The 14,645-nt window shown below is 74.1% G+C and carries 2 protein-coding genes; both read left to right on the forward strand.

Annotation, left to right across the window (positions count from 1 at the left end):
- Nucleotides 1-20: 20 nt before the first annotated feature.
- On the forward strand, nt 21-11,486 hold the full coding sequence (locus ACFTXQ_RS16460) for an SDR family NAD(P)-dependent oxidoreductase (protein ID WP_382641244.1): 11,466 nt from the start codon (nt 21-23) through the stop codon (nt 11,484-11,486).
- A 25-nt stretch (nt 11,487-11,511) separates the two neighbouring features.
- Nucleotides 11,512-14,622: a type I polyketide synthase gene (locus ACFTXQ_RS16465; RefSeq protein WP_382641237.1), complete on the forward strand. Its 3,111-nt coding sequence runs from the start codon at nt 11,512-11,514 to the stop codon at nt 14,620-14,622.
- The last annotated feature ends 23 nt before the right edge of the window (nt 14,623-14,645 follow it).

Raw genomic sequence — 14,645 nt, forward strand, 5'->3', positions numbered from 1 at the left:
TCCGCGACTACCTCAAGCGCGTGACCGCCGATCTGCTGCAGACGCGGGAACAGCTGAGCCAGGTGGAGGCCGAGCGCCACGAGCCGATCGCCATCGTCGGCATGGCCTGCCGCTACCCGGGGGGTGTCCGCTCCCCGGAGGACCTGTGGCGCGTCGTCGCCTCCGGTACGGACGCCATTTCACCCTTCCCCGAGAACCGCGGCTGGGACACGGCCGCCCTGTTCGACCCGGACCCGGAACGGACCGGCAAGACGTACGCGCGTGAGGGCGGATTCCTGCACGACGCCGACCAGTTCGACCCGGCGTTCTTCGGGATCAGCCCCCGCGAGGCCCTCGCCATCGACCCGCAGCAGCGGCTGCTGCTGGAGACGGCGTGGGAGACCTTCGAGCGCGCCGGAATCGACGCCCGTACGCTGCGCGGCTCCCGTACGGGCGTGTTCGCGGGGGTGATGTACGGGGACTACGGCGGTCGCATCCGCAAGGCCCCCGACGGCCTGGAGGGGTACATCGGCACGGGCAGCGCTGGCTCGATCGCCTCGGGCCGGCTCTCGTACACCTTCGGCCTGGAGGGCCCGGCGGTCACGGTGGACACGGCGTGCTCTTCCTCGCTGGTCGCGCTGCACCTGGCCGTGCAGGCGCTGCGCAACGGCGAGTGCGACCTGGCACTGGCGGGCGGTGCGACGGTGATCGCGACGCCGGGCCTGTTCGTGGAGTTCAGCCGGCAGCGCGGACTGTCCGCCGACGGCCGGTGCAAGGCCTTCGCGGCGGCCGCCGACGGCACGGGCTGGGGCGAGGGCGTCGGTCTGCTGCTGGTGGAGCGGCTTTCGGACGCACGGCGCAACGGGCACCAGGTGCTGGCCGTCGTACGGGGCTCCGCCGTCAACCAGGACGGTACGAGCGGCCAGTTGTCCGCGCCGAACGGGCCCTCGCAGCAGCGGGTGATCCGCCAGGCCCTCGCCGACGCGGGCCTGGGCACGGGCGATGTGGACGCGGTCGAGGCGCACGGCACGGGGACGCGGCTGGGCGACCCGATCGAGGCGCAGGCCCTGCTGGCCACGTACGGGCAGGACCGGCCGGAGGGCCGGCCCCTGTGGCTGGGCTCGCTGAAGTCGAACATCGGTCACACGCAGGCGGCGGCCGGGGTCGGCGGGATCATCAAGATGGTCGAGGCCATGAAGCACGGGGTGCTCCCGCGGACCCTGCACGTGGACGAGCCCTCCCCGCACGTCGACTGGACGGCCGGCGCGGTCGAACTGCTCGCCGACGAGGTGGCCTGGCCCGAGCACGAGCGGCCGCGCCGCGCGGCGGTCTCCTCCTTCGGCATCAGCGGGACCAACGCCCACGTCATCCTCGAGCAGCCCGGCGAGGCGGCCGAACCCGCGGGCGTGGCGCCCGGTGGGACGGCGGCGCCGTGGCTGCTCTCGGGACACGGCGAGGCCGCGTTGAAGGAGCAGGCCGAGCGGTTGCACGCCTACCTGGAGACCCACCCCGAGACCGAACTCGACGCCGTGGCACACGTCCTGGCCACCGGGCGCGCCCACCAGGACCACCGCGCGGTCATCACCCACACCGACCGGGAGACGCTCGGCGAGACCCTCGAAGCACTGGTCGAGGGCGCACCGCATCCGGGCCTGGTCCAGAACGTGGTGGGGCCGCTGGGCAAGACGGTGTTCGTGTTCCCGGGTCAGGGTTCGCAGTGGGAGGGCATGGCCCGTGAACTCCTCGCCACCTCACCCGTCTTCGCCGAACACCTCACCGCAGCCTCCCACGCCATCCAGGAACACGTCGGCTGGAACCTCCTCGACGTCCTCAACGGCCACGACAACACACCACCCATCGACCGCGTCGACGTCATCCAACCCGCCCTCTTCGCCGTCATGACCAGCCTCGCCAAACTCTGGCAACACCACGGCATCCACCCCGACGCCGTCATCGGCCACTCACAAGGCGAAATAGCCGCCGCCTACACCGCCGGCGCCCTCACCCTCCACGACGCCACCAAAATCGTCACCCTCCGCTCCCAAACCATCCACCACCTCGCCGGCACCGGAGGCATGGCCCACATCCCCCTGTCCGCCGAACACACCACCACCCACCTCACCCCCTACAACGACCTCCACATCGCCGCACACAACGGCCCCCACTCCACCGTCATCGCAGGCAACCCCCACCAACTCCACCAACTCGTCACCCAACTCAACGAAAACGACATCCGCGCCCGCACCATCGACGTCGACTACGCCTCCCACACCCCCCACGTCCACACCCTCCACCACCAACTCCTCGAACTCCTCACAGACATCAAACCCACCACCAGCACCACCGCCTTCTACTCCACCCTCACCGGCACACTCACCGACACCAACACCCTCGACGCCGAGTACTGGTACCAAAACCTCGCCAACCCCGTCCTCTTCCAACCCACCCTCCAAGCCCTCATCGACACCGGCCACACCACCTACATCGAAACCAGCCCCCACCCCACCCTCACCACCGCAATCCAAGACACCACCGACCTCCTCGAACTCCCCACCATCCCCCTCATCACCGGCACCCTCCGCCGGGACCAGGGCACCCTCACCCAGTTCCACCACAACCTCGCCCACCACCACACCCACGGCACCCCCACCACCTGGCACACCCACCCCACCACCACACCCCCCACCAACCTCCCCACCTACCCCTTCCAACACCACCGCTACTGGCTCGAAGACGCGGCGACCGGCGGCGACCCCGAGAGCCTCGGCCTGCACACGACCCAGCACCCCCTCCTCACCGCCGCGACCACGCTCGCCGACGGCGACGCCCTCCTGCTCACCGGGCGGATCTCCGCCCACGCCCACCCCTGGCTCACCGACCGGACCCTCAACGGCACCGTTCCGTTCGAGCTCGCGCTCCAGGCGGGCCGCGTGCTCGGCGGGCTCGGCGTGGCGCGGCTCGGCCTCGGCGAGGCCGTCGCCCTGCCCGCGGCGGGCGGGGTCGACGTACAGCTGACGGTGGCCGCTCCCGGTGAGGACGGCGGCCGCGAGTTCACCCTGCACGCCCGGCCGTACGAGGACGGCGCCGACGACGACTCGCTGCACCGCCCGTGGACCGGCCTGGCCTCCGGGCGGCTGTCGGTCCCGATCGCCTCTCCGCACTCCTCCTCCTCCGAGGACGTCTGGCCGCCCGCCCAGGGCCCGGACGGGGTTCCGGCGCACGCCGAGGTCTCCCTGCCCGAGGACACGGCCGACGGGCCGGCCCGCTACGGCCTTCACCCCGCCCTGCTCGACGCCGCCCTTCAGGCCGCGCTCACCACCCTCGACGAGGACGTGGTCCCGGCCGACTGGGAGGACGTGGCCCTGCACGCGGTGGGCGCCGGGACGCTGCGGGTCCAGCTCACCGCCCAAGGCGACGGGTACGGGCTGCGCGTCACCGATGCCACGGGCGCGCCCGTGGCCACCATCGGGTCCCTCGCCCTGCGCCCGCTGCCCCCGACGGCGGGGGCGCGCCACGACTGGCTGCTGGGGCTCGGCTGGCTCCCCGTCGAACCGGCCCGCGAGCCGGCGGGCGACTTCGGGACCTGGGCCCTGGAGGGTCCCGAGGTCCCGGGCCTCGAGCTCTCGCTCGGTTCCGCGCCGGTCGCCCCCTACGACCCCGAGGCGCCGGACGGGGCCCCCGCCACCGTCCTGCTCACCGCGCCCGACGCGGCCGGTCTGCTGCCCCGGCTCCAGCGGCTGCTGGCCGCGCCTTCGGCGGCGGACAGCCGGCTCGTCGTACTGACCCGGCATGCGGTGGCCACGCACGCGGAGGACGTGCAGGACCTGGCACCGGCCGCCGTGTGGGGTCTGGTACGGGCCGTGCAGTCGGAGCAGCCGGACCGGATCACTCTGGTGGACCTCGACGGAACGGACTCCTCGCTCGCCGCCCTGCCCGTGGCGCTGGCCTCCGGGGAGCCCCAACTGTCCCTGCGGGACGGTGTGGTGCGCGTGCCGCGGCTGGAGCGCAGCACGCCCGACGAGTTCGGTGACGTGCCCGCCCCGGCGCCCGGAGGGTCCGTGATCGTCTCCGGTGACGGCGATCTCGCGCAGGCCGCCGCCCGTCACTTCGTGGAGGTGCACGGGGTCCGCAGTCTGCTGCTGCTCGGCTCGGAGACCGGCTGGGCGGCGGAGTTCGCGGACCGGGGGGTCGACGTACGCGTCGCCGGCGGCACGGCGGCGGACCGGGACGCGCTCGCCGCGGCCCTCACCCTGCTGCCCGACGGTCACGCGCCGACCGCCGTCGTGCACGTCGCCGGGCCGGCCGCCGGCACGGTGCTGCTGTCCACCGACCCGGAGGCCTTCGCCGCCGATCTGGAAGCCGGGACCGGCGCGGCCTGGAACCTGCACGAGCTGACGCTGGGTACCGAGTTGACCTCGTTCACCCTGCTCGCGCCGGACGCCTCCGCCGTGCTCGGCGGGACCGGCCGGGCCGCCGGCGCGGCGCTGGGCGCCCACCTGGACGCGCTCGCCCACCACCGCCGTACGCTCGGCCTGCCGGGTACCTCGATCGCCTGGGGGCCGCGCGAGTCCGTCGGGGAGAGCGGCGGCTCCGGCGGGCTGGTCCCCTTCGGGGCGGCCCAGGTCGGCGACCTGCTCCGGCTGACGTACGGCGCCGAGCGGCGGTCCGCGCTCGTCGCGGCCCGGCTGAGCCGGTCCGCGCTGGTGGAGCGGGCCGGGGCGGGACTGCTGCCGCCGGTGCTCGGCTCCCTCGTCCACGTCGTGCGCAGTGCGGCGGCGGGTCCCGTCGCGGCGGCCGGTTCGCTCGCCTCCTCACTCGCCGGGCTGTCGGCGGCCGAGCAACTGCGCACGCTGCTCGATCTGGTGAAGGGGCAGGTGTCGAGCGTGCTGGGCCATGCGCCGCGGGACACCGTGGACGCCTCGCGCGCTTTCAAGGACCTCGGGTTCGACTCGCTCACCGCGGTCGAGCTGCGCAACCGTCTGAACGCGGCGACCGGGCTGCGGCTCCCCAGCACCCTCGTCTTCGACCACCCGTCCCCCGGCTCGCTCGCGGCACATCTGCGGGAGGAGCTGCTCGGCGGGGCGGTCAACGCGGCCGGGAACTCCCGTACTTCGCACGTGGCGTACGACGGTGAGCCGATCGCGATCGTGGCGATGGCCTGCCGCTACCCGGGGGGCATCCGCACCCCGGAGGACCTGTGGCAGGTGGTCGCCTCCGAGAGCGACGTGATCTCGCCGTTCCCGGTGAACCGCGGCTGGGACCTGGACCGGCTCTTCGACCCCGATCCGGCGCATCCGGGCACCTCGTACGCGCGTGAGGGCGGATTCCTGCACGACGCCGACCAGTTCGACCCGGCGTTCTTCGGGATCAGCCCGCGCGAGGCCACCAGCATGGATCCGCAGCAGCGGCTGCTGCTGGAGACGGCGTGGGAGGCCTTCGAGCGCGCCGGCATCGACCCCACCTCGCTGCACGGTTCCAAGACCGGAGTGTTCGCGGGAGTCGTCTACACGGACTACGGATCGCGGGTGAAGCTCCCCGCGGACATGGAGGGCTACCTGGGCATCGGCAGCGCCGGCTCCATCGCGTCGGGCCGGATCGCGTACACGCTGGGCCTGGAGGGTCCTGCGGTCACGGTGGACACGGCGTGCTCTTCCTCGCTGGTCGCGCTGCACCTGGCCGTGCAGGCGCTGCGCAACGGCGAGTGCGACCTGGCGCTGGCCGGCGGCGCGACGATCCTCGCGAACCCGGACATCTTCATCGGTTTCAGCCGGCAGCGCGGTCTGGCCCAGGACGCCCGCTGCAAGGCCTTCGCGGCGGCCGCGGACGGCACGGCGTTCGGCGAGGGGGTCGGTCTGCTGCTGGTGGAGCGGCTCTCGGACGCCCGGCGCAACGGGCACCAGGTGCTGGCCGTCGTACGGGGAACCGCGACGAACCAGGACGGTGCCAGCAACGGCATCACCGCGCCGAACGGCCCTTCGCAGCAGCGGGTGATCCGGCAGGCCCTCGCCGACGCCGGTCTGGGCACGGGTGATGTGGACGCGGTCGAGGCGCACGGCACGGGGACGACGCTGGGCGACCCGATCGAGGCGCAGGCGATCGTCGCGACCTACGGGCAGGACCGGCCGGAGGACCGGCCCCTGTGGCTGGGCTCGTTGAAGTCGAACATCGGTCACACGCAGGCGGCGGCCGGGGTCGGCGGGGTCATCAAGATGGTCGAGGCGATGCGTCACGGGCTGCTGCCGCGCACCCTGCACGTGGACGAGCCGACCCCGCACGTCGACTGGACGGCCGGGGCGGTCGAACTCCTCACGGAGGCCCGGGAGTGGCTGCCGAACGGGCAGCCGCGGCGGGCGGGCGTGTCCGGATTCGGCATGAGCGGCACGAACGCGCACGTGGTGCTGGAGGAGGCTCCGGCGTACGAGCCCGAAGAGGCGGCGGAGTCGCCCGGAGGCGTAGCGGCGCCGTGGCTGCTTTCGGGGCACAGCGAGGCCGCGCTCAAGGAGCAGGCCGAGCGGTTGCGTGACTACCTCGATGCCGAGAAGGACGCCCCGCTCGACGCCGTGGCTCACGTCCTGGCCACCGGGCGCGCCCACCAGGACCACCGTGCCGTCATCACGCACACCGACCGGGAGACGCTCGGCGAGACCCTCGAAGCACTGGTCGAGGGCGCACCGCATCCGGGCCTGGTCCAGAACGTGGTGGGTTCGCTGGGCAAGACGGTGTTCGTGTTCCCCGGTCAGGGATCCCAGTGGGAGGGCATGGCCCGTGAACTCCTCGCCACCTCACCCGTCTTCGCCGAACACCTCACCGCAGCCTCCAACGCCATCGAACAGCACGTCGGCTGGAACCTCCTCGACGTCCTCAACGGCCACGACAACACCCCGCCCATCGACCGCGTCGACGTCATCCAACCCGCCCTCTTCGCCGTCATGACCAGCCTCGCCAAACTCTGGCAACACCACGGCATCCACCCCGACGCCGTCATCGGCCACTCACAAGGCGAAATAGCCGCCGCCTACACCGCCGGCGCCCTCACCCTCCACGACGCCACCAAAATCGTCACCCTCCGCTCCCAAACCATCCACCACCTCGCCGGCACCGGAGGCATGGCCCACATCCCCCTGTCCGCCGAACAAACCACCACCCACCTCACCCCCTACAACGACCTCCACATCGCCGCACACAACGGCCCCCACTCCACCGTCATCGCAGGCAACCCCCACCAACTCCACCAACTCATCACCCAACTCAACGAAAACGACATCCGCGCCCGCACCATCGACGTCGACTACGCCTCCCACACCCCCCACGTCCACACCCTCCACCACCAACTCCTCGAACTCCTCGCCGACATCAAACCCACCACCAGCACCACCGCCTTCTACTCCACCCTCACCGGCACACTCACCGACACCACCACCCTCGACGCCGAGTACTGGTACCAAAACCTCGCCAACCCCGTCCTCTTCCAACCCACCATCACCGCCCTCATCGACACCGGCCACACCACCTACATCGAAACCAGCCCCCACCCCACCCTCACCACCGCAATCCAAGACACCACCGACCTCCTCGAACTCCCCACCATCCCCCTCATCACCGGCACCCTCCGCCGGGACCAGGGCACCCTCACCCAGTTCCACCACAACCTCGCCCACCACCACGCCCACGGCACCCCCACCACCTGGCACACCCACCCCACCACCACACCCCCCACCAACCTCCCCACCTACCCCTTTCAACACCACCGCTACTGGCTCGAGGGGCCTGCCGCGCACAGCGACGCGGGCAGCCTCGGCCTCGATGCCACGGATCACCCGTTCCTCACGGCGGTCACCACGCTCGCCGACGGTGACTCCGTCCTTCTCACCGGGCGGATCTCCGCCGCCTCGCACGCCTGGCTCGCCGATCACGCGGTGAACGGCACCGTGCTGCTGCCCGCCACCGCCCTGCTGGAGCTGGCGCTGCGCGCCGGCCAGTGGGTGGAGACCAACCGGGTGGAGGAACTGGCGCTGGAGTCGCCGCTGTTCGTGCCGGAGCGCGGCAGTGTCCGCGTCCAGGTCGCGGTCCAGGCCCCGGACGAGACCGGGCTGCGCCGGATCTCGGTGCACTCCCGGCCCGAGACCCCCGGTACCGGGCACGGTGTCGACGACGAGGCCGGGCAGTGGACCCGGCACGCCTCGGGCGCGCTGGCCCCGGCGGCGTACGAGGCCGCGGTGCCCGCGGCGGACGGGGTCTGGCCGCCGGCGGGGGCCGAGCCCGTCGACGTGACGGAGCTGTACGAGGACCTGGCGGGCCTCGGATACGAGTACGGGCCCGCGTTCCAGAACCTCACCGCCGCCTGGCGCGCCGGTGACACCGTGTACGGGGAGGTCTCGCTGGCGCCGGAGTACCACGACGACGCCGCTCGGCTCACCCTGCACCCGGCCCTCCTCGACTCCGCGCTGCACACCATGGCGCTGGGCGACTTCCTGGGCGACGGGATCCGGCTGCCGTTCTCCTGGAGCGGTGTGTCGCTCCGGGCCACGGCGGCGACCGCGCTGCGGGTGACGGTCGCGCCGGGTTCCGGCGGGGAGGATTCGGTGACCGTCTCGGTCGCCGACCCGGCCGGGGCGCCCGTCCTCACCGTCGAGGCGCTGACGCTGCGGCCCGTCACGGCCGGCCAACTGCCGTCGGCGCGGCGCCCGTCCGGGGCGCGGTCGCTGTACGAGCCGGTGTGGAGCGAGCTCCCCGAGCAGTCCGCGGCCGCGGCGTCCGCCGAGGTGCGCCCGTACGAGCTGCTCGACGCGACCGGCGCCCACGAGGGGCCCGCCCCCGAGGCGGTGCGTGCGGCGGTGGCGGACGTGCTCGGCCGGCTCCGGGCCTGGGTCGCACGGGACTCCGGGACGGCCGCCGACGCGGACCGGCCGCTCGTGGTGCTCACCCGGCGGGCCGTCGCGGCCGGGCCCGGTGACGCGCCGGATCTGGCGGCGGCCCCGCTGTGGGGGCTGGCCCGGTCCGCGGCCACCGAGAACCCGGGCCGGATCGTCCTGGTCGACATCGACGACCCGGACGGGGCCTCGGCCTCGCGCCGGGCGCTGGACTCCGCGCTCGCCACCGGGGAGCCCCAGTTCGCGCTGCGGGAGGGGCGGATCCTCGTACCGCGGCTGTCGGCGGCCACCGACGACGCCCCGCTGGCGCTGCCCGCCGAGGGCGGCCCCTGGCGGCTGGCGACCCCGGGCGGATCGCCGGACGACCTGTACGCGGCCCCGTACCCGGAGGCGTCGGCGCCGCTGGCCGAGGGGCAGGTGCGGATCGCCGTGCGCGCGGCCGGGCTGAACTTCCGGGACGTGCTGACCGCCCTGGGCATGGTGCCGGCCGATGCGTCGCCGCTCGGGACCGAGGCGGCCGGCACGGTGCTGGAGACCGGGCCGGGCGTCGAGGGGTTCGTGGCCGGCGACCGGGTCTTCGGTCTGGTGCCGGGGTCGGTCGGGCCCGTTGCGGTGGCCGACCGGCGGCTCATCGCCCGGATACCGGATGCCTGGTCGTTCGCCCAGGCGGCGGGCGTGCCGGCGGTGTTCACGACCGCGTACTACGGTCTCGTCGAGCTGGCCGGGCTGAAGTCCGGGGAGCGCCTGCTGATCCACTCCGCCGCGGGCGGGGTGGGCCTGGCCTCGCTCCAGCTGGCCCGCCACCTGGGGGCCGAGGTGTTCGCGACGGCGAGCACCGCCAAGTGGGGCGCGCTGCGGGCGCTCGGTGTGGACGGGCCGCATCTGGCCTCGTCGCGGACCACGGCGTTCGAGGACTCCGTCCGCGCGGCCACCGGGGGTGACGGGGTCGACGTGGTCCTGAACTCCCTGACGGGCGGGTTCGTCGACGCGTCGCTGCGGCTGCTGGGGCCGGGCGGGCGGTTCGTGGAGATGGGCATCGCCGATCTGCGCGACCCGGAGGCGGTCGCCGCCGTCGCGCCGGGCGTGGCGTACCGGCCGTTCGAGCTGCTGGACATGGACCCGGACACGGTGGGCCGCGCCCTGGCCGCCGTACTGGCCCTGTTCGAGCAGGGTGTGCTGGAGCCGCTGCCCGTCACCACGTGGGACGTCGGCCGCGCGCCGGAGGCGTTCCGCTGGTTCGCGCAGGCCCGGCAGGTCGGCAAGGTCGTCCTGACGCTGCCCGCGCCCGAGCGGCCGGGGACGGTGCTGATCACCGGCGGCACCGGCACCCTGGGCTCGGCGCTGGCGCGGCATCTGGTGACCGCGCGCGGTGCGCGCCGGCTGCTGCTGACGGGCCGCCGGGGACCGGACGCACCGGGTGCGCGGGAGCTGGCCGCCGAACTGACCGCGCTGGGGGCGGAGGTACGGATCGCAGCCTGCGACACCGCGGACCGGGAGGCGCTTGCCTCCCTGATCGCCTCGGTGGATCCGGCGCACCCGCTCACGGACGTCATCCACGCGGCGGGCGTACTGGACGACGGTGTGCTCGCCTCGCTGACGCCGGAGAAGACCGAGGCCGTGCTGCGCCCCAAGGTGGATGCGGCCTGGCATCTGCACGAGCTGACACGGGAGTTGGACCTGTCCTCGTTCGTGCTGTTCTCCTCCGCGTCCGGTCTGCTCGGCGGGGCCGGCCAGGCCAACTACGCGGCGGCGAACGTCTTCCTGGACGCGCTGTCCCTGCACCGGCGCCGGCTCGGCCTGCCGGCCGTGTCCCTGGCCTGGGGCATGTGGGAGGACGCCAGCGGGATGACCGGGCACCTGGCCGACGCGGACCTGGCCCGGATCGGCCGGGGCGGGCTGGTCCCGATGACCGTGCCCGAGGGCATGGCCCTGTACGAGGCCGCGCTGGCCGGCGGGCAGCCGCTGCTGGCACCGGCGCCGCTGGACCTCGCCGCCCTGCGGGCCCAGGCGGGCCCGGAGGGGGTGCCCGCGGTCCTGCGGGCGCTGGTGCGGGGGCCGGTCGTACGGCGGGCGGCGCAGGCGGTGCGGGTGTCGGCGCAGAGCCTGGCGGACCGGCTGGCGGCCCTGCACGGGCCGGAGCGCGAGCGGGTGGTGCTCAGCCTCGTACGCGACCAGGTCGCGGCGGTCCTCGGGCATGCCGCGGCCGACGGGATCGCGGCGGACCGCGCGTTCAAGGAGATCGGCTTCGACTCGCTGACCTCGGTGGAGCTGCGCAACCGGATCGCCGCGGCGACCGGGCTGCGGCTGCCGACGACGCTGGTGTTCGACTTCCCGACGCCGCAGGCGCTGGCCGGGAAGCTGCTGGGGCTGCTGGCCCCGCAGAGCGCGGCGGCCGATCTGGACCGGCTGCTGGCCTCGGTGACCGTCGACAGCCCGGACTTCCCGGTGCTGCGGGACCGGCTGCGGGCGGCCCTGTGGCTGTGGGAGGAGCAGGCGGGCCCGGCGGCCGGCGCGGACCGGGACACCGGGGACGGCGATCTGGCGACGGCGACCGACGAGGAGCTGTTCCTGGCTCTCGACGGGGAGCTGGACGGGGATCTGGACGGCGCACTGGACGGAGAGCTCGATGCCTCCTGAACCGAACGGAAAGAGTGGGACGGCGATGAGCAACGAGGACAAGCTCCGCGACTACCTGAAGCGGGCGACCGCGGACCTGAAGCAGGCCAAGCGGCGGATCCGCGAGCTGGAGGACAAGAGCCGCGAGCCGATCGCGATCGTGGCGATGGGCTGCCGCTTCCCGGGCGGCGCCGACACTCCGGAGGCGCTGTGGCAGCTGGTCGCGGAGGAACGCGACGCGGTGTCCGGGCTGCCGGTGGACCGGGGCTGGGACGTGGACGGGCTGTACGACCCGGACCCCGACCGGCCGGGCACCACGTACGCGCGGGAGGGCGGCTTCCTGCACGACGCGGGCCGGTTCGACGCGGCCTTCTTCGGGATGGGGCCGCGCGAGGCGATCGCCACGGACCCGCAGCAGCGGCTGCTGCTGGAGGTGGCGTGGGAGACCTTCGAGCGCGCCGGCATCGCCCCCGGATCGCTGCACGGCAGCCGGACGGGCGTGTTCGCGGGGGTCGTCTCGCAGGCGTACGTACCGCCGCCCGCCGAGGTGCCCGACGGGTACGAGGGGCATCTGATGACCGGCAACGCGACCAGCGTCGCCTCCGGGCGGATCGCCTACCAGCTGGGTCTGGAGGGGCCGGCCGTCACGCTCGACACGGCCTGCTCGTCCTCGCTGGTGGCCATGCACATGGCGGCGCAGTCGCTGCGCGGCGGGGAGTGCGACCTGGCCCTGGCGGGCGGGGCGACGGTGATGGCGACGCCGCTGCTGCTCGTGGAGTTCAGCCGGCAGCGCGGGCTGTCCCCGGACGCCCGGTGCAAGGCGTTCGCGGCGGCCGCGGACGGGACCGGTTTCGCGGAGGGCGTCGGCCTGGTGCTGCTGGAGCGGCTGTCCGACGCCCGGCGCAACGGACGCCGGATCCTGGCGCTGCTGCGCGGCTCGGCCGTCAACCAGGACGGCGCCAGCAACGGCCTGACCGCCCCCAACGGGCCCACGCAGGAGCGGGTCATCGCCGAGGCGCTGGCCTCGGCACGGCTGGCGCCGCAGCAGGTCGACGTGGTGGAGGCGCACGGGACGGGCACGCGGCTCGGCGATCCGATCGAGGCGCAGGCGCTGCTGGCCACCTACGGGCAGGGGCGGCCGGCGGGTGAGCCGCTGCTGCTGGGCTCGCTGAAGTCGAACATCGGGCACACGCAGGCGGCCGCGGGCGTGGCGGGCGTCATCAAGATGGTGGAGGCGATGCGGCACGGGGTGGTCCCGCGCACCCTGCACGTGGACGAGCCGACGCCCCACGTCGACTGGTCGGCGGGGGCGGTGGAGCTGCTGACGGAATCGGTGCCGTGGCCCGACCGGAAGCGGGCGCGGCGGGCGGGGGTGTCGTCCTTCGGGATCAGCGGGACCAATGCCCACGTGATCCTGGAGCAGGCTCCGCAGGCTCCCGCGTCCGGGGACGCGGGACAGGAGCCGGCCGCACCCGCCGCAGTGCCCGCCCCGTGGCTGCTGTCGGGCCGTACGGAGGAGGCGCTGCGGGCGCAGGCCGGCCGGCTGCTCGACCGGCTGGAGACCTCCGGGAGCGAGTGGACGGATGCGGAGGTCGGGCGGACCCTCTCCGTCGGACGCAGCCATCTGCGGTACCGGGCGGCCGTGCTGCCGGGCGGCCGGGACGGTGCGGTGGCCGCGCTGGCGGCCCTGGCCGAGGGCCGGCCGGCGGTCGGCCTGGCGCGCGGCACGGCGGGCGAACGCCCCGTGACGGCGTTCCTGTTCACCGGGCAGGGCAGCCACCGGGCGGGCATGGGCCGGGAGTTGTACGAGAGCAGGCCCGTTTTCCGGGCGGCGCTGGAGGAGGTGTGCGCGGCGTTCGAGACCCCGTTGGGCCGTCCGCTGCTGCCGGTGCTGCTGGCGGACGGGGGCAGTGCGGAGGCGGCGCTGCTGGAGCGCACGGAGTTCGCGCAGCCGGCCCTGTTCGCGCTGGAGCTGGCGCTGTTCCGGCAGTTGGGGCGGCTGCTGCCGGAGCCGGAGTGGGTGGCCGGGCATTCGATCGGCGGGCTGACGGCGGCCGCGGCGGCCGGGGTCCTCTCCCTGGAGGACGCGAGCACGCTGGTCGCGGCGCGGGGCCGGCTCATGCAGGAACAGCCCTCGGGCGGTGCGATGCTGGCCTGCGAGGCGTCGGAGCGGGAGGTGCTGGCGCTGCTCGGCGAGTACGGCGGGCGGGTGTCGCTGGCCGCCGTCAACGGCCCCTCGTCGGTGGTGGTTTCGGGTGACGAGGACGCGGTGACGGAAATCGCGGCCGCGCTCACCGTATGGCGGCGGCGGACCAGCCGGCTGCGGGTGAGCCACGCCTTCCACTCGCACCACATGGACGGCGCCCTCGAACCGCTGCGCCGCGTGGTGGCCGGGCTGGAATTCCGGCCGCCGTCGCTGGGGATCGTGTCCGACCTGACGGGCCTGCCGGTCGACGGGGAGGAACTGCGCAGTCCCGAGTACTGGGCGCGCCAGCTGCGTTCCACCGTGCGCTTCGGCGAGGTCGTCACGGCGCTGCACGGCGCGGGGGTCACGGCCTTCGTGGAGGTGGGGCCCGACGCCGTGCTCGCTCCGATGGTCACGGCGGCGGCGTCCTCGGGTGGCGCCGCCCCGGTGGTGGTGCCGACGCTGGTACGGGAGCGGCCGGAGGAGGACTCGCTGGCCGGAGCACTGACCCGGCTGCACGTGGCGGGCCAGACGGTGGACTGGAGGCAGTGGTACGGCGGTCCCGAGGCGGCGGGGGCGGACCTGCCGACCTACCCGTTCGAGCGGTCCCACTACTGGTGGCCGGCGCGCGGGGCCGCCCGGCCGCGCCCGCTGGCGAGCGTTCCCGACCTCGCCGGGCCGCCCTCCGCGGCCGGCGCGGCGGAAACACCCGTTCGGGAACCCGACGGTGAGGCCTCGTACCTGGAGCTCGTCCGGGTCCACGCGGCCGACGTGCTCGGTCACGCCTCGCCCGAGCTGATCGACGCCGAGGACAACTTCCTCGACATCGGGTTCTCCTCCTTCACCGCGCTGGAGGTGCGCAACCGGCTGTGCGAGGCCACGGGGCTGATCCTGCCGCCCGTGCTGCTCTACGACTACCCGACCCCGGCGGCCGTGGCCCGGTTCCTGGAGGAGCAGGCGCCGGCAGCCTGACGGAGGACGGCGGTGGGCGCCGG

The organism is Streptomyces sp. NPDC057010 (assembly GCF_042673805.1).
GTDB lineage: Bacteria > Actinomycetota > Actinomycetes > Streptomycetales > Streptomycetaceae > Streptomyces.